Below are 24,569 nucleotides of genomic sequence, written 5' to 3'. Positions count from 1 at the left end.
TATACCGCTACGAACAAATCACGGGTAGGTAGGCTACGCTCTCGACCGCACTATCATCTGCGCGCCCGCGAGCGTGTCGTTTCGCCACCATCCAGCAGTTCGAATCCAGCTGGGTATACAGATTCCAGGCGAGCGGCAATTCGCTGAGGAACTTGTCGCTGCACCGCCTGCACTGCCTGTTCAATCGCGACTTCAAATGCTCGCTGATTGGCCGCACCATGACTTTTTATCACTGTGCCGCGCAATCCTAACAGACAGGCGCCATTATACTGGTCGGGGTTGAGGTGACTGAATCGCCTCGTTAGGCTTTTTTGTAACCAACGTTTTAATAACAGCAGCCACCACGACCGTTTTTTGCCCTCACCCTGAGATTTCAGCAGTGAAAGGAACATTCTTACAACACCTTCCATCGTCTTTAATGTGACATTGCCTGTAAAGCCGTCACAAACCAACACATCGGTTTTGCCAGTCAACAACTCATTGGCTTCAAGATAGCCGATATAGTTAATGGAAGGGATTGTTTTTAGCACGGCAGAAGCATCCCGAATACTGTCGAGACCCTTAGTTTCTTCTTCACCGATATTAAGCAATGCAACGCGAGGGCTGGCAATCCCAACCACCTCTTCTGCCAGCACGGAACCCATGACGGCAAATTGCACCAACATCGTACTGTCGCAATCAACGTTAGCGCCGAGATCCAGCACCACCGTTTTGCCCTTCTGCTGATGCGGCAACACCGTCACCAACGCAGGTCGCTCAATCCCCTCAAGGGGTTTGAGTAATAACTTCGCAAGTCCCATTAGCGCGCCCGTATTACCGGCGCTCACACAGGCTTCTGCACGACCTTCTTTCACGAGCTCCAGGGCAACACGCATAGAGCTACCACGACTGGCGCGGATAGCCTGCGAGGGCCGGGCATCACTGGCAATAACTGACTGAGCAGGGATAATCTGCAGACGTGAACGTTGTTCGAAGTCAGCTTTGGCAAGTAATGGTGTGATTGTATCGGGATCCCCGACTAAAAGAAGTGTGAGTTGCGAATTAGAATTCAGTGCCTGCAGTGCTGCAGGCACTGTCACGGTAGGGCCAAAATCGCCCCCCATGACATCTAACGCCAGGGTTAGACGTGTCAAGGTATCGTCGCTGCTCGGTTAGGTGTTTCCCCAGTTACCCGGGGAAAGCCTCACTAAGCTTCATCACGCTGGTTCTCTTTGTCTTTCTCACCGAGGTGGGAAATTCATTGAGCCATGCGTGATTACTTAGCGATTACCTTACGGCCGCGGTAGAAACCATCGGCAGTGATGTGGTGACGCAGGTGTTGTTCACCAGAAGTTTTGTCTACAGACAGGCTGGTGACTGCGGTCAGAGCGTCATGAGAACGACGCATGCCACGTTTGGAACGGGTTGGTTTATTCTGTTGTACGGCCATGGACCTTACTCCTCAATTACTTACGCTTTAAGCTGGCTAATACGGCAAATGGATTTGGTTTTTGCGCTTCATCAGGCAATTCACCAAAGACCATGTCCGCCTCGGACACTTCACAGTGTTCAGAATCATGCACCGGAACTACCGGCAAGGAGAGGATAATCTCATCTTCAACCATTGCAAGCAGATCGATTTCACCGAATTCGTTAACCTCAATCGGTTCATACGCTTCCGGCAGTGCTTCAGCCTGCTCGTCAGAACGGACAGGACTAAAACAATATGTTGTGTGGACATGGAGTGGGAACGGTTTCCCGCAACGCTGGCATGCGAGCGTAACCGAGACCTTCGCATCACCGGTAATAACGGCAAGACGTTGGTTATCGATCGCGAACGACATGGAGCATTCCACATCACTGTCCACACTGACTACAAAATCGGTGACGCGCTCTAACAGATCAGAAGTATAGATACCTTCATAATCGAGGCGTTTTTGAGCCGTACGAACCGGATCAAGAGTCAGGGGTAATTTTACCTTTTGCATAGGGCGCGCATATTAACTTTGTAACGTCATAGAGTCAAAGAAAAAGGCAGCCTGAGGTTGCCTTTTGCCAATAATTCGCACACATTGCGGGTCATCGACTTAAAATCACTCAAGTCTGGCCATAGCAGCCAACTTGAAGGTCGAGAGCCCTAGTTTAAAATGGCTCTCATCATTACGCTATATGCGAGGGAAAAAATATGCCTCAACTCATTCTTGCGTCTACCTCTCCCTGGCGTCGCGCCTTGCTTGAAAAACTGGCCATCCCGTTCGAATGTGCAGCACCTGAGGTTGATGAAACACCGCAGTCTGGCGAAACACCTCGGCATTTGGTGTTACGTCTGGCCCAGGAAAAAGCGCAATCTCTTGCCCACCGCTACACATCACACCTCATTATTGGATCCGATCAAATCTGTGTACTTGATGGAGAAATAACCGGAAAACCGTTAACAGAAGAAAAGGCCAGACAACAATTAACCAAAGCCAGCGGCAATATTGTGACGTTTTACACCGGACTGGCGCTGTATAATTCTGCAAACGGACATTTACAAACCGAAGTCGAACCGTTCGATGTTCATTTCCGTCATTTAAGCGAGACGGAAATTGACGATTACGTACGCAAAGAACGTCCGTTACATTGTGCCGGCAGTTTTAAAAGCGAAGGATTAGGTATTGCGCTCTTTGAGCGTCTGGAGGGCCGCGATCCTAATACGTTGGTTGGCCTGCCGCTGATTGCGTTGTGTCAGATGCTACGCAGGGAAGAGATGAATCCGCTGAAAGCCTGATTAATCTTCCTGATGGCGACGCGGTGCGTCTTATCAGGCCTACGGCGCATAACGCAATGGTAGGCCTGATAAGCAACGCGCATCAGGCTTTGCTGCGTAATACCTCAAGACAGCGTTTTAGCTGATTATCCATCGGGGCTTCAACACGCATGACCTCACCGGTCCCCGGATGGGTAAACTTCAATGCTGCGGCATGCAGAAACAGTCGGTTCAGCCCCGTACCGGCCAACTGCTTGTCGAACTCACGGTCGCCATAGCGATCGTCAAAAGCAATAGGATGTCCAGCATACTGGGTATGCACGCGAATCTGGTGGGTCCGCCCGGTTACCGGACTACAGCGCACAAGCGTGGAAAACGCATAGCGCTCTTCCACTTTAAATCGCGTCTCCGACGGTTTACCTTCCTGATTTACCCGCACGATTCGCTCACCGCTTTGCAGAATATTCTTTAACAGCGGCGCCTGTACGGTTTTGACATGCGACTGCCACTGACCTCTTACCAGCGCCAGGTAATCTTTTTGCATTCCCTTTTCGCGCAACTGTTCATGCAGCGAACGCAGTGCGGAACGTTTTTTGGCAACCAACAGCACGCCAGACGTATCACGGTCGAGGCGATGCACCAATTCAAGGAAACGTGCCTCCGGGCGTAACGCTCGCAGACCTTCAATTACCCCAAAGCTTAATCCACTGCCGCCATGCACGGCCGTGCCTGACGGTTTGTTGAGCACCAGAATATGGTCATCTTCATACAGAATAACATCGGCCAGCGCGGCGACCTTCTGCAGATGCGGTGAAATAGCTTCTTCTTCGCGCTCAGCGACACGAACTGGCGGAATACGCACAATATCTCCGTCTTCGAGCTTGTACTCGGGTTTGATGCGTTTTTTATTCACACGCACTTCGCCCTTACGCAAAATGCGATAAATCATACTTTTTGGCACGCCTTTGAGCTGGGTGCGCAGAAAGTTGTCGATGCGTTGCCCTGCTTCGTCGGCAGTAATGGCAACAATTTTTACGGCTGGAGTCTCTGTTTTCATGGGTGCCGATTTTAAATAGCCATCAAGATTCGCGCCACACATTTTTCTATGCTTATATTAACTGCTATACCCTATTACACAGGTTTGACAGTTTCGATTTGGTGGTTATTAAACCAATCACTGTACGGAAGTGTAAAAACTGTGAGTAACCGGGTGGTAAATGGCAAAAGTCATCTTGCTATAACAAGGTTAGCAGTGGAATAATGAGGTCGTCTCCGTGTTGAATCTTGTTAAAACAAGAACTTTTCCGGAATGACCCAATTTTGCCCGACCGATCATCAACGCAGCAATGGCGTAAGACGTATTGATCTTTCAGGCAGTTAGCGGGCTGCGGGTTGCAGTCCTTACCGGTAAGTGCTCTATGAATTTCGCGTTGTAGGAAGACGGCAAGTCTGGGAACCCCCAAGAATTTACTCCGGTGAGTGACTGGGGTGAGTAGATGAAGCCAACGCACCGATAGCGTGAAAGACGACGAGCATAATGGAAGCGTTTCTGGAGAGTAACACCCAGACTGTTCCCCTGATAATTGCGCTGTGTTTCCGTATGAAATACAGGCAACCGACACTCTGCGCCTCTTTGAGCTGACGATAACCGTGAGGTTGGCGACGCGAATAGACACGAGGCCATCGGTTCACACCCGGAAAGGCATTACTCTGCCCGCAGCTTAGTCGTCAATGTAAGAATAATGAGTAAGTTACGATGAAAAGAATGTTAATTAACGCGACTCAGCAGGAAGAGTTGCGTGTCGCCCTTGTAGATGGGCAGCGTCTGTACGATCTGGATATCGAAAGTCCTGGACACGAGCAGAAAAAAGCCAACATCTATAAAGGTAAAATTACCCGTATTGAACCGAGTCTGGAAGCCGCTTTTGTTGATTATGGCGCTGAACGTCACGGTTTCCTCCCGTTAAAAGAAATTGCCCGCGAATACTTCCCCGCTAACTACAACTCCCATGGCCGTCCCAACATTAAAGATGTGTTGCGCGAAGGTCAGGAAGTGATTGTTCAGATTGATAAAGAAGAACGCGGCAACAAAGGTGCTGCACTGACCACCTTTATCAGCCTGGCGGGTAGTTATTTGGTTCTGATGCCTAACAACCCGCGTGCGGGTGGTATCTCTCGTCGCATCGAAGGCGATGACCGGACAGAACTCAAAGAAGCGCTGGCAAGCCTGGAACTGCCTGATGGCATGGGGCTCATCGTACGCACTGCGGGTGTTGGTAAATCCGCAGAAGCGCTGCAGTGGGACCTGAGTTTCCGTCTGAAGCACTGGGAAGCGATTAAAAAGGCCGCTGACAGCCGCCCTGCTCCGTTCCTGATCCATCAGGAAAGTAATGTCATCGTTCGCGCATTCCGCGACTATTTACGTCAGGATATCGGCGAAATCCTCATTGATAACCCAAAAGTCATGGAGATGGCGCGTCAGCACATCGCCGCGTTGGGTCGTCCGGATTTCAGCAGCAAAATTAAGCTCTACACCGGTGAAATCCCGCTGTTCAGCCACTATCAAATCGAGTCTCAGATTGAGTCTGCGTTCCAGCGTGAAGTGCGCCTGCCTTCTGGGGGTTCTATCGTTATCGATAGCACCGAAGCACTGACCGCAATTGATATCAACTCCGCACGCGCCACGCGCGGCGGCGATATCGAAGAGACCGCATTTAATACCAACCTTGAAGCGGCCGATGAAATCGCTCGCCAGCTGCGTCTTCGTGACCTCGGCGGCCTGATTGTTATCGACTTCATCGACATGACGCCGGTTCGTCACCAACGTGCCGTTGAGAACCGTCTGCGTGAAGCCGTTCGTCAGGACCGTGCGCGTATCCAGATTAGCCATATTTCTCGCTTCGGCTTGCTGGAGATGTCCCGTCAGCGTCTGAGTCCGTCATTAGGCGAATCCAGCCATCACGTCTGCCCGCGTTGCTCCGGCACAGGTACAGTGCGTGATAACGAATCGCTGTCGCTGTCTATTCTGCGCCTGATTGAAGAAGAAGCGCTGAAGGAAAACACCCAGGAAGTCCATGCGATTGTCCCGGTGCCGATTGCGTCTTATCTGCTTAACGAAAAACGCACTGCGGTCAATGCCATTGAAACCCGACAGAACGGCGTACGCTGTGTGATCGTGCCCAACGATCAAATGGAAACACCGCACTACTCTGTTCTGCGTGTTCGCAAAGGTGAAGAGACATCGACCCTGAGCTATCTGCTGCCGAAACTGCACGAAGAAGAGATGGCGTTACCGACGGAAGAAGAGTACGTCGAGCGTAAACAGCCGGAACAGCCTGCGCTGGCGACCTTCGCCATGCCAGACGTACCGCCAGAACCTGCTCTGCAGGAGCCTGCCGTTACAGCCGTTGCTGCCGCACCAAAAGCAGCTGCAGTCGCAGCAGGATCCGAACAGCCTGGTTTGTTTGGTCGTTTCCTCGGCGCACTGAAGTCCATCTTTGGTGGCAATGAAGAAGCCAAGCCGGTTGAGCAGCCAGCACCGAAAGCGGAAGAGAAATCTTCTGAACGCCAGCAGGATCGTCGTAAGCCTCGTCAGAACAATCGCCGTGACCGCAACGATCGTAACGATCGTCGTGATAATCGCGATAACCGTGGCGAACGTGATAACCGCGATCGTGACAACCGTAATGAACGTTCTGATAGCAGCGAAAACCGCGATGAAAATCGCCGTAACCGTCGCCAGCCGCAGAATGCCGAAGCGCGCGATACCCGCCAGCAATCCACCGATGTTGCTGATAAAGCGAAGTCAGGTGACGAGCAGCAGGCTCCGCGTCGTGAACGCAACCGCCGTCGTAACGACGACAAGCGTCAGGCACCGCAGGAAGTTAAAGAACTTAACCTGGTTGAACAACCGGCACAGGATACGGATCAGGAAGAGCGCGTTCGCCAGCCTCAGACTCGCCGTAAACAGCGTCAGTTGAACCAGAAGGTTCGTTACACCGATAGCGCAACCGTCGAAACCGAAGCCGTAACCGCTGCCGTGGTTACCGAAACGGTTGTGGCTGAGCCTGTGGTTCAGGCCGCTGTTGCCCAGCGAACTGAACTGGCGAAAGTCGACCTGCCTGCCGTTGTCACTACCGAGCATGAAGATAACAACGATGCGCGTGATAACAACGATGCACGTGATAGCAACGGTATGCCGCGTCGTTCTCGCCGCTCGCCTCGCCATCTGCGTGTAAGCGGACAGCGTCGTCGTCGCTATCGTGACGAACGTTACCCGACACAGTCGCCAATGCCGATTACTGTCGCCTGTGCATCTCCAGAATTAGCCTCTGGTAAAGTCTGGATCCGCTACCCTGTTGCCCGTGCGCAGGAACCGCAGGTTGAAGAGCAGCATCAGCAGGAAGTGGCCCAGGTGCAGCCGGTTATCGCCGAGCAGCAAACCATTGCAGCGGTCGTTGCACCAGCAGTGGAAACCGTAGCGGTATCTGTCGCGGTCACAGAAGCGCCGGTAGTCACCGAAACCGTCGTTGTCGAACCTCAGGTTGTGGCGGTTGAAACCACACATCCGGAGGTTATCGAGACGGCTGTTGAGGAACAACCGCAGTTCATCGTTGACGCTGACGTCCCGGTTGCAGAAGAGGTTGTTGCTGAAGCTGAGCCCGTAGCAAACGTGGTAGAAGCACCGATTACCGAAGAACCTGTCCAGGTTGACGTCGCTGTCGCCCAGCCAGACGTTGCTGAACCGGTTATCGAGGCCGCGCCAATTGCCCCGGTTACGCAGGAAGAAGTCGCACCGGTTGCACCAGTCGTTGTCGCTGAAGCTGTGGTAGAACCTGCGTCTGTTGCCGCTGTACCCGTAACGGTTCACAGCCACGCAACCGCACCGATGACCCGCGCACCTGCGCCGGACTACGAACCAGAAGCGCCGCGTCAGAGCGACTGGCAGCGCCCTGCTTTCGACTTCGAAGGCAAAGGTGCCGCAGGCGGTCACAGCGCCACGCATCAGGCTACTGCCCCAGCCACACGCCCGCAGCCTGTTGAGTAAGCCGTAATCAACATCAAAGCCGACCTTCGGGTCGGCTTTTTTATTTCTTATCGATTTGTTTCATTCCCGTCAGCTGCGGCATCACATCCTTCATCAGCGCCAGAAATTTACGCAGTCGGACCGGATAATAACGCGCCCAGGGATACACCAGATGCACCGGCAGCGATGCCGCAGGCCAGTCTGCGAATAGCTCGACTAAACGCCCGTGAACAATATCTTCTTCCACCATCCAGCTTGACACAATGGCAACCCCCAGCCCTGCCAGAGCCGCATTTCTGGCAACATAAATACTGTCCGTGCTTAATCGGGGAGAGATATTTATCGTGATGGGTTCATTTCGCTGTTGATGGCGCAGCGACACACTATGCTGATAAAACGTGTTTACAGCAATCCACGGCAGCGTTGATAACTGTTCGGGATGCGTAGTATCGCCATACTGCGCCAGCAATGCCGGGCTGGCCACAATGCTTCGGGGCACTTCGGCCAGCAGAACGGAGACCGTTGCCGGATCAACTTCCGCACCCACTCGGATCGCGCAATCAATATTGTCGCTAAGGAAATCCACCGTTTTGTCATTGAGCATCCACTCCACCGATAACTGCGGATAACGGGCCAGAAATTGCAGCAGCGGTTCAAGCAGTTGTTGCTGACCAAACGCATGAGGCGCTCGTACCCGCAGCGTACCGACGGGTTCATCCTCCGTGATATTCAGCCCATCTTCCAGCGCTAACCAAGCATCGATAATATGCTTAGCATGCTGATATCCCCGCTCTCCGTCATCGGTCAATTTCATCGCGTGGGTGGTGCGTAAAATCAGTTTCACACCCAGCAGCGTTTCCAGGGATTGCAGTCTCCGACTGACGGTCGCCTGGGTGGTCCCCATCTGTTTTGCCGCCGCAGAGAGCGATCCTGCCTCAACGATGCGCACAAACGTCCGCATCAGCTCCACTCTGTCTATACGCTCATTTTTCAAGATAACCACTTTCATCATACGTCAAACGTATAACTGTTTTACCACCACGCCCGCTACCGTGCCAATGAGCGAAAGATAAAAATAGCCGTACATCCTGTGATTGAGGAATCATTTGTGAACACATCTACCGCACTTTCCCGTTGGGTCATCTTTGTACTGGCACTTGGCGCCGGTTTCAGCGTGGCGGCTATCTACTATGCCCAGCCTCTTCTGCCGCTGATCGGTCAGGACCTGACCTTAAGTCTCACCGGTATGGGGCTGGTGCCAACGCTTACCCAGGCCGGGTACGCGCTGGGGATTTTGTTTCTCTTGCCGCTTGGCGACCGCTATGACCGCCGGACTTTAATCTTGCTGAAAAGCATCTCACTTGCCGTGCTGCTTCTGGCCTGCAGCTTTAGCGGGCAACTGCATTCACTGCTGTTGATTAGCTTGCTGATGGGAATGGCGGCAACCATGGCACAGGACATCGTTCCCGCAGCAGCCATACTCGCCCCCGCGGGGAAACAGGGAAAAATGGTCGGTACGGTGATGACCGGCCTGTTGCTGGGCATTTTGCTCTCCCGCACCGTCAGTGGTCTGGTGGGCGAAGCGTTTGGCTGGCGCGAGATGTATCAACTCGCCGCCATCAGTATTGCCATTATTACTGTGGTGATGTGGAAAATGCTGCCTCACTTTGCGGCCAATTCCACGCTGAGCTATCCGTCGTTAATGCTCTCAATGGCCAAACTCTGGCAACGGTATCCTGTACTGCGCCGGGCGGCGCTGGCACAGGGATTCCTTTCAATTGCCTTCAGTGCCTTCTGGTCAACGCTGGCGGTGATGTTATCCGAGCATTATCACATGGGCAGCGCAGTAGCCGGGGGTTTTGGTATTGCAGGAGCAGCAGGTGCGCTTGCCGCACCGCTAGCTGGACATCTTGCAGACAGAGTTGGCGGCGAAAAGGTCACGCAACTGGGGGCATTATTAGTGACGCTTTCTTTCGCGCTGATGTTTTTACTGCCCGCCCTGCCGGTTGAGGGACAGTGGCTGCTAATAGCCCTTTCTGCGGTCGGCTTTGATCTTGGGCTACAATCCAGCCTGGTGGCTCACCAGAATCTGGTCTATAGCCTTGAGCCTCAGGCGCGGGGCCGCCTGAACGCCCTACTGTTTACCCTGGTGTTCATTGGCATGGCGTTGGGTTCAGTTCTCGGCACCCAAGTTTACGCCCTGGCAAACTGGCAAGGCGTTGTCGGGTTGGCAACCGTCAGCGGTGCGATTGCTCTGATGATCAGACTGACAGGTAACACTGTGGTGAGTCGGACAAAAACGGCCTAAAAAAATGCCCGCGCCGGGGTGTAAGTGGCGCGGGCAGACAAACATATCCAGTTTCATGATATGTTTCAAAAAAAGGCGTTAACGATTTAACTGGAACAACGACATTCCCTGCATATCGGTAAACGCTTTATAGGATGCCTGCAGCGCAGCCTGCTGCATAACATAGGACGAAATCGCTGCGTTCCAGTCGACATCCACCAGGTTACTCATCTGCTGAGTTTGCCCTAATGCGCGATCGGTACCCAGTGAATCCAGCGAGCTCAACTCACTGAGCTGTGTGCCTAATTCAGCACGCACAGACAGGACGTTATTAAGCGAGTTCTTCAGGCCACGGCTGGTTTTATCAATAGCGGCTGCCGCTTTATCTTTTGCCACATCATCCCCAGCAACCGGCGTTTTGAGGGCATCAATAGCGGTATCCAGCATTTTGAACAGGCTCTTTTCCTGGGTTCCACCCGCGGGTTCCGGCACCGCATTACTGGTCAATTCGGCAAATATTTTATCCCCGGTATGGCCAATCACCATGGTACGGGCAGCATCGACCTGCTGGGTCACGTTTTGGGTTCCGCCAGTATAGGTACCATCAGCCTGGGCAAATGGTGCACTTTCTGTTTTATATCCACCGAAAATATAGCGCCCGTTGCCATCGGTGCTGTTCGCCAGGTTCATCAGCTGATCGCGGATCCCCTGTAAATCAGTTGCCAACGATGCACGGTCATCATCACTTAACGTCCCGTTAGCAGCATGGACAATTTTTTCCTGCGCGCTCTGAATAGCCGTCGTTACCTGTCCCAACACGTTTTCTTCCAGTGAGACTTTTTGCGTGGCGAAAGAGCGCGCCAGCGTGTACTGGCTGTTTTGTGCCTGAGCCTGAGACAGCACCACGGCCTGTGAGGCGGCAATCGGATCGTCAGACGGATTAATGACCCGTTTACCCGTCGACATTTGCTCGCCGAATTTCATCCATTCCGCCTGAGAGTTGGTGATGCCACGCATGTTCTGCTGGTACATCATCTGGGTACTGATACGCATTGATTCCCTCTCCCTTAGCGAATATTAATCAGTGCATCAAACAACGCATTCGCGGTTTGCAGCACCTGGGCGTTAGCCAGGTAGTACTGCTGATAGCGCTGCAAATTGCCGTACTCTTCGTCGAGATTCACCCCGGAGATGGACTGCTGCTGATTAGAAAGCTGCGTGACCACGTTGTTTTGCGTGGTGCTGCTGGTTTTCAGCGTCGCGGTTTTGTTACCGACATCGCTTACCAGCGTGGCATAGGCATCGTTGAAGGTTTTATTCCCGACGGTGGCCTTATTTTGTAGATCCAACAGTTTCTGACCGTTACGGTTGTCGCTTGCGCCCGTCTCCGCAGCAGGATCGGTCTTTTTCTCTGACGCCATGGCAATTTTTGACTCGTCGGTCACCATCACTTTCATATTGACGATAGCGTCGCTAACCGGCTTCAGAATAAAACTGTCATTATCGTTAGCTCCGGTTGGTTTATTCGTCACCGTCACTTTCAGGCCATCAATATCCAGTTTACCGCTGGCATCCGGTTTTGCTTCAAACGTCGTATTATCCGCCAGGCGCGTGACTTGCCATTTGCCACCGTTAAACACAACTTTATAGTCAGTCGCCTGCACTTTCGAACTATCATCAACTTCAGCGGTTAACTCCGCTTTGCCGGTGTTTTTAGCATTACTGGTCACCGACGGATCGCCGATGGCAAAGAAATCCTTACCCGCAACACCATCAGTATCAAAACCGGCTTTATGTTGTGTGTTAAAGGCGTCGGCAAAAGCCAGTGCCAATTGGCCCAGCGTATTACGCGTCTGGTCAAGTTCCTGAGAGCGAAACGTCAGCAACCCACCCAGTGAGCCGGTATTGAGCAGTTTTTCTGGAATTTCAATATTACCCGCAACCCCATCGGCATAGGCCACGGTGGTGCGGGTGGTATCGGCACTGGACGGTACGGCAGCAAGCTGACGTGCGCTACTGCCCTGCACCAGCGAATAGCCATTCGCCATGGTGACGTTATAGGTGCCGCCGTCTTGAACGCTGACTTCAACGCCGACAATCTTGTTTAATTCGCTCACCAACTGGTCGCGCTGGTCCAGCAGATCGTTCGGTGAAGCGCCCGCGCCGACGCCGGTCAGACGAGAGATTTGATCGTTGAGACTGGCAATTTGCTTCGAGTAGTTATTGATCTGGTCAACACTGGCGGAAATCGCGGTATTAACCTGTTTATCCTGATCGCGCAGATACTGATCGGTGGTTTTAAACTGGTTGACTAAGCCGTCTGCTTTGCCAATCAATGCCTGACGCGCCGCCGGGTCTTCTGCGTTACTGACCAACGTTTGTAAGCTGGTGAAAAAGCCCTGCATCGAGGTAGAAATAGAGCTGGTCTTGCTGGCGAGCAGGTTATCGATTTTCGACATTTGCTCATAACGCGTTGTCAGACCGCTGCTTTGGTTCTGCGCAGCGCGTAACTGATTACTGATAAATGAATCATACTCACGCTGCACGCCAGAAACATAGACGCCATTGCCAACCCAGCCCCCCGCACCCAGCGTGCTGTTTGCTTGCGCCATAATGGTCGTCTGGCGGGTATACCCTGCCACGTTATAGCTGGAGATGTTATTACTGGCTGTGTTCAACGCGGCCTGCGCTGCGCTAAGACCACTCATGGCGTTGTTAATCAAGCTGGACATGGAGGTTCCTTGTAATCCTTCAATACTCGTTATTATCGGCAGCGGATGGGTAGACTTGAGTTATTTAAAACAGATTGTCGAGATTGCTACTGTAAGTTTTACTCACTTTCTCGCTCATCGACTTCAGCTGCTGGATCATGGTGGTTAATTTACGCGCATAGTGCGGATCGGTGGCGTAGCCTGCATTCTGCAAGGCCTGCGCACCCTGTTCGGCAGTCGCCGCACCGGTTACCGCGGCGTAGCGCGGATTACGCGATATCAGCCCGACATAATCCGACAGCGCCTCAAGGTACGAGCTATAGACACGGAATCGGGCTTTCACTTTTTTCGCCTCACCGTTTTCATATTCGGTAGTGGTGATTTCGGTGGTCGGCCCTTTCCAGCTCCCCGAAGCCTTCACGCCGAAAATGTTAAAGCTCGGCTCACCGTTCTCACGGCGGATTTGGCGTTGCCCCCAGCCGGATTCCAGCGCCGCCTGTGCCAGGATCAGATGATGCGGTACCCCGCTTTGTTGACTCGCCAGTTTTGCTGGTAGCGATAGCTGAGCAAGGAAGTCTTTACTGTCGCCCGACAGCGGTTCATCGTTCCCTTCCGTCGCTTTCGGTAGCGCTTTACGCACCATCTGCGTCAGTGCCTGGTTTTGATAGCTGGTCACCGTTTCCAGTGAAAACTTCATCGGTACCTGCGGCGCATCATCCGCAGGCGTCCCCTGGCCTTCGGTCATCTGCTTAACCATCATTTCAGCCAGCCCCAGACCTTTGCCTGCTGTCATCTGCTGGGCTACCTGCTGGTCATACATGCTGGTGTACAAGCGCGTCGAGTCGCTGCTAAAGACGCCATCTTTTGGCAGCGCTTCACGCATGCTTTTCAGCATCATCTGGACAAACATCCCTTCAACCTGGCGGGCGACCGGGCGGATATTTGCCGCCGGATCCTGACCCGCCTTCGCTTTCAGTTCGTTCAGCGATTGCGCATCCCAGGCGGCGCTGCTCAGCAGTTTGCTGTCGCCAATCATCAGATAATTTCCAGTTTGGCGCGTAAACAACCCGCACTTTGCATGGATTGCAGAATTGACATCAAATCCATTGGCGTGGCACCGAGCGCATTGAGGGCGCGAACCACATTGTTCAGATTGGCGCTGGAGCGCACGCTCTGCAATGAGCCGCCGCTTTGACGCATATCGATTTGGGTTTGCGGGGTAACCACGGTTTGCCCACCGCCAAACGGCGTATCGGGCTGACTGACGTTGGCCTGGCGATTCACAGTGATAGACAAGTTGCCCTGCGCGACCGCACAACTGTCCAACGTAACTTCGCGGTTCATCACTACCGATCCCGTACGGGAGTTGATAATCACCTTCGCATCCTGCGGCGTTACGTTCACTTCTATATTCTGGATATCAGCGAGGAAGCGCACCTGCGAGCTATTGCCGCTCGGCACACGCACCTGAATCGTACGCGCATCCAGCGCCGTGGCGCTGCCAAACCCACGCGAACGGTTAATGGTGTCGGTTATCTGCTGTGCCAGGGTGAAGTCTTCATTATTCAGCTGCAGATTGAGGGTGTTTCCGCCACCAAACTGGCTAGGAAGTTCGCGTTCAATAGTGGCCCCGTTGGTGATCCGCCCACCATTGAGTTGGTTCACCTGAACGCTACTGCCGCCCGCCGCAGCACCGGCGCCGCCGACTAAAATATTGCCCTGCGCCAGCGCATACACCTGGCTATCAACCCCTTTCATCGGGGTCATCAGCAGCGTCCCGCCGCGCAGGCTTTTGGCATTACCCATTGAAGAGACCACAACGTCAATGGTTTGTCCCTGACGTCCAAACGCCGGAAAGGATGCAGTCACCATCACCGCCGCCACGTTTTTCAACTGCATATTGGTGCCGGTCGGCACGGTGATCCCCAGTTGAGAGAGCATGTTATTGAGCGTTTGGGTGGTGAACGGCGTCTGGGTGGTCTGGTCACCCGTGCCGTCCAGCCCCACCACCAGCCCGTAGCCAATCAGCGAGTTTTCACGCACACCCTGAACGCTGGTCAGATCGCGAATACGATCGGCATGGGCCAATGTAGTTGCCAGCATCAGGACCATTGCAACAAGAGTTTTAAACACAGAAAGCCTCGCTTACATCGGTGACAAATTAAGGAAGAAACGCTGCAACCAGCCCATATTCTGCGCTTCGTTGATATAGCCGTTACCGACATACTCAATACGTGCATCCGCCACCTGGGTTGACGGAACAGAGTTGCTGCCGCTGATGGTGCGCGGGTTAACCACCCCGGAGAAGCGGATAAATTCAGTGCCCTGGTTTATGGCGATCTGCTTTTCACCCACAACGTGTAAATTGCCGTTGACCAGAACCTGATCGACGGTCACGGTCAGCGTACCGCTAAAGGTGTTACGGGCATTGGCGCCACCTTTACCGTTAAAGGAGTTCCCACCGGACGCTTCTACGTCAGCACGCTCGTTGCCAAACAGTCCCTGCAGGTAGCGCGGCACCGTGTCGAAACCAAAGTTTGTTTTGCCATCACGGCTGGCGTTAGCAGAAGAGCTTTTGCTCGCACTGACGTTTTCCTGCAATACGATAGTTAGCGTATCGCCAACATTGCGCGGACGGCGGTCTTCAAATAGCGGCTGGTAGCCATAGTTAACTGGCTGCGCAGACTGAAAAATTGATCCATTCGCCACCGGCGTTGGGCCAGGTATCGGCTGGGCAGAGGTCGCCCCCTGAACCAGCGGCGTGGCCGGGATCCAGGCACATCCTGTCAGTGACACCACCAGCAGGGCCGTAATCGGATATGGGTGAAGCGCGTTTTTTCGCATTGCCTTCATCTTCTACATCAGTGTGCCGGTGAGGTTTTCACCCCACCGGACAACACGTTAGAGTTGCGTCAGTTTTTGCAGCATCTGATCGGTAGTCGACACCGCTTTGCTGTTGATTTCGTAAGCACGTTGAACCTGGATCATATTCACCAGCTCTTCCGCCACGTTGACGTTAGAGGTTTCAACATAGCCCTGATACAGCAGACCCGCACCGTTAAGCCCTGGCGTGCTCTCGTTCGGCGCACCTGAAGATTGCGTCTCGGTGTACAGGTTCTCACCAATGCTTTCCAGTCCGGTATCGTTCATAAAGGTGGTCAGGTTGAGCTGGCCTACCTGTACCGGCGCCGCCTGTCCTTGCTGGGTTACGCTGACGATGCCATCACGCCCGATAGTGATGCTGAGCGAGTTCGCTGGAATGGTGATCGCTGGCTGAACCTGAAAACCGCCTGCCGTCACCAGTTGGCCGTTCTGATCCACCTGGAAAGAACCGTCACGCGTATAAGCAGAGGTACCATCCGGCAACATGACCTGGAAAAAACCCTGGCCTTTAATCGCCACATCTTTGCTGTTATTGGTCTGTGACAGGTTGCCCTGACTGTGTAAACGCTCGGTCGCCACCGGACGCACACCGGTACCGATTTGCAAACCCGAAGGCAGTACGGTCTGTTCAGAAGACTGCGCGCCCGGTTGACGAATCGTCTGGTACAACAGATCTTCAAACACCGCACGCTGACGCTTGAAACCATTGGTGCTGACGTTTGCCAGGTTGTTGGCAATCACATCCATGTTGGTTTGCTGTGCATCCAGGCCGGTTTTGGCGATCCATAATGAACTGATCATAAAATGTCCTGTATTAACTCATCGACAGCAGTTGGTTGGCGCGACCCGCGTTATCATCCACGCTACTGATAATCTTCATCTGCATTTCGAAGCGACGGGCGCTGGCGATCATGTCGCTCATCGCGGCAACTGGTTTGACGTTGCTGCCCTCCAGCACACCCGACATCACGCGGATGCTGGGATCGGCCGGAAGCGTCGGGCCACGGGTCGCCTGTGCCGCCGCGCTCAGACGGAACATACCGTCATCACCACGCTGTACTTCACTTCCCGTCGCCTTCACCAGCTTCAGGCGCCCGACAGGCGCTACGGTATTCGCCGGATCGCCAGGGTTCAGTGCAGAAATCGTCCCGTCAGCAGCAATGGTGATTTCTGAACCTTCCGGTACCGCTATTGGCCCGGCTTCGCCAATCACCGGGTGTCCCTGAATGGTCAGTTCACCGGTGGGGCTTACCTGAATTGCGCCATTACGGGTGTACCCTTCACTGCCGTTAGCGGTCTGCACCGCCAGCCAACCGTCCTGTTGCAGCGCAACGTCCAGCGGGCGGGAGGTGTAGTCCATCTGACCTGGCGTCATATCAGCCCCTGGCGTGGAGGCCACCACCAGCGTACGCGTCGGTAAAGAGAGCCCTTCAACCGGCACCGCACGTAGCGCATTAAGCTGCGCGCGGAAACCCGGCGTTGAGGCGTTTGCCAGGTTGCTGGCCGTCACCGCCTGTTGGTTCAGCGTCTGACTGGCCGCGCCCATGGCGGTATAAATTGCGTGATCCATTAAGCCATCCCGTCAAGCGCTTAGCGCAGGTTGACCAGCGTGTTGAGGATCTGATCCTGGGTTTTGATGGTCTGCGCGTTCGACTGATAGTTACGCTGGGCGACGATCATGTTCACCAGTTCTTTACTCAAATCCACGTTCGATGCTTCCAGCGCGCCGTTCGTCAGCTTGCCGAAGTTACCGGTACCCGCGGTGCCCAGCAGCGCGACGCCAGAAGACTGTGTCGCGGCCCAGACGTTATCGCCCTGAGAAGCCAAACCTTCGTTGTTGGCAAAGTTAGCCAGCACGATCTGCCCCAGAAGTTGCTTCTGTTCGTTAGAGTAGTTACCCACCACAGTGCCGTCATCGTTAATCTGGTAGCTCACCAGATCGCCCGGTTTGTAGCCGTTCTGATTCGTCGCAACGATGTTATTGGCGCCGGTATTCTGCTGCATGGAATTGAGGAAACTCAGAGAGAAACCCGCAGGGACCGCGCCATTGATAGCACCGGTGGTTATCTGAATTTGCGGCTGGGCGTTGGCGGGGCCTTCCACGAGATGTTTTGGCCCAGTTGGATTTAAGGGATCTACTGGCTCTTCGACATAGTTATTCACCGAGGCCAGCGTGCCATTAGCGCTGAAGTTCATCACCGCATTTTTAGTCGCGGGAGAACCCGCCACGCTGGCATCCTGGGTGTAAACATCCCATTTGTTATCCGTCGTTTTGACATAAAAAACATTCATGTCATGGGCATTACCCTGACTATCAAATACCGTCACGGTGCCTTTTTTGTTGTACGAGTCCGCATCACTTGCGCTAAAAGGTTTATTCGCCGGAATCTTGTCAGTGGAGTTCAGGTTGATCTGCATAGACGCAGTGGTCGTGGATTTCGCCGCCATCAGCGTATTCGGAATCGTGATCGGTGCCGGGTTTGCGCCCTGCTGTACCGTCGGCGGTGTGCCGGTGGCCGGATAACCCGTCAACTGCAGCCCCTGCATGTTGACGATATTACGGTTTTCATCGAGCTTGAACTGACCGTTTCGGCTGAAGAAAACAGACCCATTGCTGTCGACCATACGGAAGAAACCGTTCTGGCTAATGGCAACGTCCAGCCCACGGCCGGTGTTGGTGGTAGTGCCATCGGTAAAGTCCTGGGTAATACCCGCAACTTTAACGCCCAGGCCCACTTTAGAACCGGCAAACATATCCGCAAAGGAAGCGGTACCGGATTTAAACCCGTAGGTCGCGGAGTTGGCGATGTTGTTACCAATGACATCGAGATTGGTCGCTGCAGCGTTCAGACCGCTGACCGCTTGAGAAAAGGCCATGACTTACTCCTGATAAGTGTGAAGGCTTAGATGATCTGCCGTACTTCGTCGAGGGTGGTGGTTCCATAGGTGCCGAGGTCCAGCGTGTTACCGCCGTTGCTGCGAATAACCCCCTGCACCAACGCAAACTGAAGTGGCTGCGCCACAAGCTGCGTCCCCCCATTGCTGGCGGATATCGCCACGTTGTAGGAACCGCTTGGGGCCGCCGTGCCATCCGTCATGGTGCCGTCCCAGGTGAAGGTGTGAACCCCCGCCTTCAGCTCACCAATATCGATCGTGCGCACGACCTTGCCGTCTTTATCGGTAATGGTGGCAGTGACCTTATCGGCTGGCTGCTGCAGCTCAACGCCAAACGGTGTCGTGGTGGTGGTCGCCCCCTCTTCCGTCCCTTTCCCGGTCAGGATCGTGGTACCTGGAATCATCACGCCATGACCAATCAAGGTACTGGCCTGCAGCGACTGACTGTTGTCTATCTGTCCAGAAATCGACCCCAGCGTAGTATTCAGCTTCTCAATCCCGCTGACGGTACTGATTTGCGCCAACTGGGTGGTGAGTTCGTTGTTTTGCAAGGGGTTGGTCGGATCCTGGTTTTTCAGCTGCGCGACTAACAGCGTCAGAAAGCTGCTTTGCAGATCGGCGGCATTGCTGCCCGTCAGTGAACTGTTGTTACTGGCTGCATTCACGCCCGTGCTGCTCGGGTCATTCATTTTTACCGAAATTGACATGTGCGGCTCCTTTACTGGCCTAGCGTCAGCGTTTTAAGCATCAAACTTTTTACGGTATTGAGCACTTCGACGTTTGCCTGATAGCTGCGTGAGGCTGACATGGTATTGACCATCTCTCCGACCACATCCACATTGGGCATTTTGACGTAACCGTTCGCATCGGCCAGCGGATTACCCGGTTCATAAACCAGCTTGTCCGGCGCCTGGCTCTCAATCACATCAGCGACTTTTACGCCACCGGTAGCCGCACCCGGCGCGGCGTTAACCTGAAAAACAACCTGCTTCGCGCGATACGGTTGACCGTCAGGTCCCGTCACGCTGTCCGCATTCGCCATATTGCTCGCCGCCACGTTCAGGCGCTGGGATTGCGCGGTCAGCGCCGAACCTGCGATATCAAAAATATTTAACAACGCCACGAATTAGTTCCCTCCTTGCAGCACGGTCATCATGCCCTTGATTTGTCCACCCAATGCGGTGAGCCCCATCTGATACTTCAGACTGTTATCGGCAAACTGCGTACGCTCGCGGTCCATATCCACCGTATTGCCATCCAGCGACGGTTGGTCCGGAATGCGATAAAGCAACTCCGTCGAAGGTGCAGAAAGTGTCTGGGCCGGAATATGTTGTGCAGAGGTCAGCGTCAACGAGACACCGCTGGTTTCTTCCCGTCCACGCACCATGACTTTTTTTAATTCATTGGCGAAATCCAGGTCGCGCGCCTGATACCCCGGCGTGTCGGCGTTGGCAATGTTGGCCGCTAATACTTCCTGGCGTTGGGCGCGCAGATTCAGCGCTTCCTGTTGAAAACGTAAGGCGGCGTCGAGCTTATCGAGCATATCTCCTCCGCAAATGACAAAATTCAGCCGACAGCTTAAATCCCATTACGCGCGCGTTATCGCTGGAATAAGCGCAAAATGCGTCGCTATTTGTTGCGTTGATGGCGGCGTCACACAGGTAAAATCCAGCCACAGCCTGAAAAAGCGAGAGGTATTGATGCAAACGTTCAAACGCGGAATAGCGGTGGTCGCACTGCTGTTCAGCCCCCTGACGCTGGCGCAAGACCTGAATTCGCAGCTTACGGCGTGGTTTTCCGAGCGACTGGCAGGGTTCAGTGACGAGGTGATCGTTACCCTCCGGACCCCACCCAACCTGCTGCCTGCCTGTGAGCAACCGGCACTCAGCGTGGCCGGTAGCGCGAAGTTATGGGGCAATGTGAATGTGCTGGCGAGATGCGGCAATGAAAAACGTTACCTACAGGTGAACGTGCAGGCCACGGGCGACTACGTGGTTGCCGCTGCCCCCATCGCCCGGGGAAGCGCGCTTAACTCAGCCAGCGTAACGCTAAAACGCGGTCGTCTGGACCAACTGCCGCCACGTACCGTGCTGGACATTAACCAGGTGCAGGAAGCGGTGAGTCTGCGTGATGTGGTCGCTGGCCAGCCGATCCAGCTCACCATGCTGCGTCAAGCATGGCGGATAAAAGCGGGTCAGCGCGTGTTGGTTATCGCCAATGGAGACGGTTTTCGCGTGAATGCGGAAGGTAAGGCGCTGAATAATGCGGCGGTTGCCCAGAACGCCAGGGTACGGATGCTTTCAGGCCAGGTCGTCAGCGGCGTCGTCGATTCTGATGGGAATATTCTTATTAACCTATAATAGGTTAAAGATTTTTTTGCGGATGCCGATAGATAATCAACCAATGATTAAAGCGGGCCGCTATAGCGTAACCCCTCGATGAGGATAAAAAAAATGAGTATTGATCGTACCTCACCATTGAAGCCAGTTAGTACTGTACAGCCGCGCGAAGCCAGCGACACGTTGGTCCAAAAAACGCGTAAGGAAAAAACGTCCACGACCAACAGCACTAGCGTCATGTTGAGCGACGCGCAGGCAAAGCTGATGCAACCCGGCACCAACGACATCAATATGGAGCGCGTTGAAGCACTGAAAACCGCCATCCGTAACGGTGAGTTGAAAATGGATACCGGAAAAATTGCCGACTCGCTGATCCGCGAGGCGCAGAGCTACTTACAGAGTAAATAAAGTATGACGCGTTTGTCAGAAATACTTGATCAGATGACGACTGTCCTGAATGACCTGAAAACGGTGATGGATGCTGAGCAGCAGCAACTTTCCGCAGGCCACATTCACGGTAGCCAGCTACAGCGTATTACAGAAGAAAAAAGTTCTTTGCTGGCAACCCTGGATTACCTGGAGCAGCAGCGACGTCTTGAGCACGACGCGACGCGCAGCGCTAATGATGATATTGCCCAACGCTGGCAGACGATTACCACTAAAACGCAGCATTTACGCGATCTCAACCAGCATAATGGTTGGCTGTTGGAAGGACAAATCGAGCGCAATCAACAGGCGCTCGAGGTGCTTAAACCGCATCAGGAACCCACGCTGTATGGCGCTAACGGCCAAACATCTTCAGCCCATCGCGGCGGAAAGAAGTTCTCAATTTGACGAATGCCTGACGGCTCGTAGCTTTCAGGCCTGCGTGTTTTGCAGGCCGGATAAGGTGCTCCCCTCATCCGGCAGTATGTTCATTATGCCGTTCGGCGCACAAACTCTTTCACTTTAAAGCCCAGCACGGCCAGCGCGGCAAAGTAAGCAGTAATGCCGACCAACACCACCGCCATTAAGCGCAGCAGACGCCACAGCATCGTCCCCTGAGACCACTCCGGCATAATGTACAGCATCCCCACCAGCGCCGCAGACATCACCAGCACAGAGATCACCAGACGCGCCAGGAACCAGGCCCAACCCGGCTGTGGGGTGAATATTTTCTGTTTACGCAACTGCCAGTACAGCAGCGAGGCGTTCAGACAGGCCGCCAGACCGATCGACAGCGACAGCCCGGCATGTTTCAACGGACCGATAAACGCCAGGTTCATCACCTGAGTCATAATCAGCGTCACGATGGCAATTTTCACCGGCGTTTTAATGTCCTGACGGGAATAAAATCCGGGGGCCAATACTTTCACCACGATCAGGCCAATCAGACCGACCGAATACGCTACCAGCGCGCGCTGGGTCATGGATGCATCAAAAGCGGTAAACTTACCGTACTGGAACAATGAAACCGTCAGCGGCTTTGCCAGGATCCCCAATGCCACCGCACTGGGCAAAGCAAGCAGGAAGCACAGGCGTAAACCCCAGTCCATCAGGCGACAATATTCATCATGGTTACCGCTGGAAAAACTTTTTGACAGCGAGGGCAGCAGAATAGTGCCCAGCGCGACGCCCAGAACACCTGACGGGAACTCCATCAAACGGTCAGCGTAGTACATCCAGGAAACCGAACCTGAAGCCAGAAATGACGCGAAAATCGTGTTGATAATCAGGGAAATCTGGCTGACGGAAACGCCGAGGATCGCCGGCCCCATCTGCTTCACTACGCGCATCGCGCCCGCATCACGAAAATTCACGCGCGGCAGCACCAGCATGCCAATTTTCTTCAAGTGCGGAAGTTGATATACCAGTTGCAGCACACCACCGACGGTCACGGCCCACGCCAGCGCCAGCACCGGCGGATTAAAATACGGAGCGGCAAACAGCGCAAAACCGATCATGCTGATGTTGAGAAACGTCGGCGCAAACGCCGGAATAGAGAAACGGTTCCAGGTATTCAGAATCGCACCCGCCAACGAGGCCAGCGAAATCAACAGAATATAAGGAAAGGTTATCTGCAACAGCTGGGTAGTCAGCGTAAATTTGTCAGCAGTATCGGCAAAGCCTGGCGCGGTGACCATGATCACCCACGGCGCGGCAAGCATCCCGGCAACCGTCACAACGGCCAACGCCAGCGTCAGCAAGCCAGACACGTAGGAAACAAACACGCGGGTGGCGTCTTCGCCCTGCTTACTTTTGTATTCAGCCAGAATAGGGACAAATGCCTGAGAAAATGCGCCTTCAGCAAAAATTCGACGCAGCAGGTTAGGAAGTTTGAATGCCACAAAAAAGGCATCGGTCGCCATCCCTGCACCAAAGATTCTGGCGACGATCGCATCACGCGCAAAACCCAGCACACGTGAGAACATCGTCATTGAGCTGACGGCTGCCAGTGACTTTAATAAATTCATCTATGTTGTATTCCAGACTCTGAGGCAAAACCCCGTATAACCAACATCGCCATCCGGCAATGTCACTGTGCCTGATGGCGACGCCGCAGCGTCTTATCAGGCCTACAAGCCAGCCTATGGTTGAAAAGAGGTGTTATTTTGAGTGGGCATATATACCCGTCATACTTCAAGCTGCATGTGCGTTGGCTGCGCTCGCTCACCCGAATCACTTACCTGAGTAAGCTAACGGGATTCACTCCCTTGCCGCCTGCCTGCAACTCGAATTATTTTGGGTATAGTACCTGGATTATGCTGAATTACTACCGCCAGATGTTACAGGGGGTTATTCGTCCATCGCATCCCGCCACAGCTTTTCCACCACGCGCTGCGCCAGAATAGCCTGCTCACCCGCTGTCTCAGGAACTGTCTGATTTTGCACGCATTCAATAAAATGGCGCGCACATCCGGTAAAGCCTCGCTGCTCCAGCGTCGTTTGCCAGCCGGGTATCGGTTGCTGAACGACACCGTGTCCGCGCTCCTCACGCCATTCACGCATATCCGTGACATCAATTAACCCACCGTCGATAACCGCCTGCACGCTCTCGCGCTGACTGCCCGCACGGCGATGCATACTGGTCGTTATCTGCAGCCGGTCGACGCAGAAATGGTGTTCTGCATACAGCATTGCTCCGGACTCGTTGGTTAACAGCGTGCCGCTATTTAGCTGTGCCTTTCCCCCTGCCAGCCACAGCGCAGTGTCCACCACATGCAGATAGTCATCCAGCAGCGTAAAACGCAGATCGTGTGGCCCGACGCTATCGCTGCGATGCTTATCCATGCGGATGGAGGCTGGCTGGCTTAACTGCGACTTTAACTCGCGATACAGCGGCGCAAACCGGCGGTTAAATCCGACCATCAACGTCAGTTTTTTTCGCGCCGCCAGCTCCACCAGTTGTTCCGCATCACGCAGGTTTTCCGCCAGCGGTTTATCCACGCAAACGTGGACCCCGGCATGAAGCAATTCGCTGACTACCGCATGGTGCGTCGCAGTACTGGAGTGTACGAAAACCGCATCACAGGTTGCCGCCAGGTTTTGTAATGAATCAACATACGGCATGCGCCAGGCTGCACAAATCCGTTCTGCTTTCTCACGCGAAGGTGACCAGGCCCCCTGTAACGTCCAGTCCGCAGCGGCGCCCAACACGGGTAGCCAGGCCTTTTGCGCGATGCCGCCCAACCCGACGACACCGATACGAAGTTTTTTCACG

24 protein-coding genes are annotated in these 24,569 nt (G+C 53.9%); 6 read left to right on the top strand and 18 right to left on the bottom strand.

Annotated elements, in window-relative coordinates; translation table 11 throughout:
• Positions 1-53: 53 nt before the first annotated feature.
• The 3 genes from plsX to yceD form a co-directional block, all read right to left on the bottom strand.
• On the bottom strand, positions 54-1,133 hold the full coding sequence (gene plsX / locus M2374_RS02700) for a phosphate acyltransferase PlsX (protein WP_096759432.1): 1,080 nt from the start codon (positions 1,131-1,133) through the stop codon (positions 54-56).
• Between the two features lie 122 nt (positions 1,134-1,255).
• Positions 1,256-1,429 carry a 50S ribosomal protein L32 gene (gene rpmF, locus M2374_RS02695; RefSeq protein WP_003036242.1) on the bottom strand — a complete coding sequence of 58 codons (174 nt, stop codon included), beginning with the start codon at positions 1,427-1,429 and terminating at the stop codon, positions 1,256-1,258.
• Between the two features lie 16 nt (positions 1,430-1,445).
• Positions 1,446-1,967 carry a 23S rRNA accumulation protein YceD gene (gene yceD / locus M2374_RS02690; RefSeq protein ID WP_115258860.1) on the bottom strand — a complete coding sequence of 174 codons (522 nt, stop codon included), beginning with the start codon at positions 1,965-1,967 and terminating at the stop codon, positions 1,446-1,448.
• Positions 1,968-2,164: 197 nt separating this feature from the next.
• Here yceD and M2374_RS02685 point away from each other — a divergent pair, with 197 nt between their 5' ends.
• The gene (locus M2374_RS02685) at positions 2,165-2,749 is read left to right on the top strand and encodes a nucleoside triphosphate pyrophosphatase (RefSeq protein WP_181688277.1); all 585 of its coding nucleotides are present in this window, start codon (positions 2,165-2,167) and stop codon (positions 2,747-2,749) included.
• An 82-nt stretch (positions 2,750-2,831) separates the two neighbouring features.
• Here M2374_RS02685 and rluC read toward each other — a convergent pair whose 3' ends face one another.
• Positions 2,832-3,785, bottom strand: coding sequence for a 23S rRNA pseudouridine(955/2504/2580) synthase RluC (gene rluC / locus M2374_RS02680; protein WP_167456044.1), 954 nt, complete (start codon positions 3,783-3,785; stop codon positions 2,832-2,834).
• Positions 3,786-4,484: 699 nt separating this feature from the next.
• On the opposite strand from rluC, the gene rne reads away from it, so the two are divergent.
• Positions 4,485-7,775, top strand: a complete 3,291-nt coding sequence (rne, locus tag M2374_RS02675; protein WP_181688278.1) for a ribonuclease E — start codon at positions 4,485-4,487, stop codon at positions 7,773-7,775.
• A gap of 40 nt (positions 7,776-7,815) precedes the next feature.
• On the opposite strand, the gene M2374_RS02670 is transcribed toward rne, so the two are convergent.
• Positions 7,816-8,751 (bottom strand): LysR family transcriptional regulator, encoded by a 936-nt coding sequence (locus tag M2374_RS02670; RefSeq protein ID WP_164496610.1) that lies wholly within the window; start codon positions 8,749-8,751, stop codon positions 7,816-7,818.
• 111 nt (positions 8,752-8,862) lie between these two features.
• Between M2374_RS02670 and M2374_RS02665 the strand changes: the two genes are divergently transcribed.
• Complete coding sequence (locus M2374_RS02665; RefSeq protein ID WP_174361550.1) at positions 8,863-10,062, top strand: MFS transporter; 1,200 nt, start codon at positions 8,863-8,865, stop codon at positions 10,060-10,062.
• Positions 10,063-10,140: 78 nt separating this feature from the next.
• Here M2374_RS02665 and flgL read toward each other — a convergent pair whose 3' ends face one another.
• From flgL to flgB, 11 genes are all read right to left on the bottom strand, one after another.
• Positions 10,141-11,094: a flagellar hook-associated protein FlgL gene (flgL, locus tag M2374_RS02660; protein WP_115258863.1), complete on the bottom strand. Its 954-nt coding sequence runs from the start codon at positions 11,092-11,094 to the stop codon at positions 10,141-10,143.
• 14 nt (positions 11,095-11,108) lie between these two features.
• Entirely contained in the window at positions 11,109-12,773 is a 1,665-nt protein-coding gene (gene flgK / locus M2374_RS02655; protein ID WP_181688279.1) for a flagellar hook-associated protein FlgK, read from the bottom strand.
• A gap of 64 nt (positions 12,774-12,837) precedes the next feature.
• Positions 12,838-13,788 (bottom strand): flagellar assembly peptidoglycan hydrolase FlgJ, encoded by a 951-nt coding sequence (gene flgJ, locus M2374_RS02650; protein ID WP_181490352.1) that lies wholly within the window; start codon positions 13,786-13,788, stop codon positions 12,838-12,840.
• Positions 13,788-14,885 carry a flagellar basal body P-ring protein FlgI gene (locus M2374_RS02645; protein WP_096757557.1) on the bottom strand — a complete coding sequence of 366 codons (1,098 nt, stop codon included), beginning with the start codon at positions 14,883-14,885 and terminating at the stop codon, positions 13,788-13,790. The genes flgJ and M2374_RS02645 overlap by 1 nt, the downstream gene beginning before the upstream one ends.
• A gap of 12 nt (positions 14,886-14,897) precedes the next feature.
• A complete protein-coding gene (locus M2374_RS02640; RefSeq protein WP_096757558.1) occupies positions 14,898-15,596 on the bottom strand; it encodes a flagellar basal body L-ring protein FlgH in 699 nt (232 codons plus the stop codon).
• Positions 15,597-15,653: 57 nt separating this feature from the next.
• On the bottom strand, positions 15,654-16,436 hold the full coding sequence (gene flgG / locus M2374_RS02635) for a flagellar basal-body rod protein FlgG (RefSeq protein WP_045441663.1): 783 nt from the start codon (positions 16,434-16,436) through the stop codon (positions 15,654-15,656).
• A gap of 13 nt (positions 16,437-16,449) precedes the next feature.
• Positions 16,450-17,205: a flagellar basal body rod protein FlgF gene (locus M2374_RS02630; protein WP_096757559.1), complete on the bottom strand. Its 756-nt coding sequence runs from the start codon at positions 17,203-17,205 to the stop codon at positions 16,450-16,452.
• Between the two features lie 20 nt (positions 17,206-17,225).
• Entirely contained in the window at positions 17,226-18,512 is a 1,287-nt protein-coding gene (gene flgE / locus M2374_RS02625) for a flagellar hook protein FlgE (protein ID WP_146717064.1), read from the bottom strand.
• 26 nt (positions 18,513-18,538) lie between these two features.
• A complete protein-coding gene (gene flgD, locus M2374_RS02620) occupies positions 18,539-19,237 on the bottom strand; it encodes a flagellar hook assembly protein FlgD (RefSeq protein ID WP_115258868.1) in 699 nt (232 codons plus the stop codon).
• An 11-nt stretch (positions 19,238-19,248) separates the two neighbouring features.
• Positions 19,249-19,653 (bottom strand): flagellar basal body rod protein FlgC, encoded by a 405-nt coding sequence (flgC, locus tag M2374_RS02615; protein ID WP_096757562.1) that lies wholly within the window; start codon positions 19,651-19,653, stop codon positions 19,249-19,251.
• 3 nt (positions 19,654-19,656) lie between these two features.
• Positions 19,657-20,073, bottom strand: coding sequence for a flagellar basal body rod protein FlgB (gene flgB / locus M2374_RS02610; RefSeq protein WP_181628859.1), 417 nt, complete (start codon positions 20,071-20,073; stop codon positions 19,657-19,659).
• Positions 20,074-20,230: 157 nt separating this feature from the next.
• Between flgB and flgA the strand changes: the two genes are divergently transcribed.
• From flgA to flgN, 3 genes are all read left to right on the top strand, one after another.
• Positions 20,231-20,890, top strand: coding sequence for a flagellar basal body P-ring formation chaperone FlgA (gene flgA / locus M2374_RS02605; RefSeq protein WP_146717065.1), 660 nt, complete (start codon positions 20,231-20,233; stop codon positions 20,888-20,890).
• A gap of 93 nt (positions 20,891-20,983) precedes the next feature.
• The gene (gene flgM, locus M2374_RS02600; protein WP_096757564.1) at positions 20,984-21,277 is read left to right on the top strand and encodes a flagellar biosynthesis anti-sigma factor FlgM; all 294 of its coding nucleotides are present in this window, start codon (positions 20,984-20,986) and stop codon (positions 21,275-21,277) included.
• A 3-nt stretch (positions 21,278-21,280) separates the two neighbouring features.
• Positions 21,281-21,703, top strand: a complete 423-nt coding sequence (flgN, locus tag M2374_RS02595) for a flagella biosynthesis chaperone FlgN (protein WP_115258870.1) — start codon at positions 21,281-21,283, stop codon at positions 21,701-21,703.
• 83 nt (positions 21,704-21,786) lie between these two features.
• Here the strand turns inward: flgN and murJ are convergent, their stop codons facing one another.
• A complete protein-coding gene (gene murJ / locus M2374_RS02590) occupies positions 21,787-23,322 on the bottom strand; it encodes a murein biosynthesis integral membrane protein MurJ (RefSeq protein WP_096757566.1) in 1,536 nt (511 codons plus the stop codon).
• A 322-nt stretch (positions 23,323-23,644) separates the two neighbouring features.
• Positions 23,645-24,568: a Gfo/Idh/MocA family protein gene (locus M2374_RS02585; protein ID WP_096757567.1), complete on the bottom strand. Its 924-nt coding sequence runs from the start codon at positions 24,566-24,568 to the stop codon at positions 23,645-23,647.
• Position 24,569 lies beyond the last annotated feature (1 nt).

The sequence above is a fragment of the Citrobacter sp. JUb117 genome (genome assembly GCF_024809055.1).
GTDB classification, from domain to species: Bacteria; Pseudomonadota; Gammaproteobacteria; order Enterobacterales; family Enterobacteriaceae; genus Citrobacter; species Citrobacter gillenii.
Note: the sequence above shows the minus strand (reverse complement) of the source record. Positions and strands in the feature narration are given on the sequence as shown.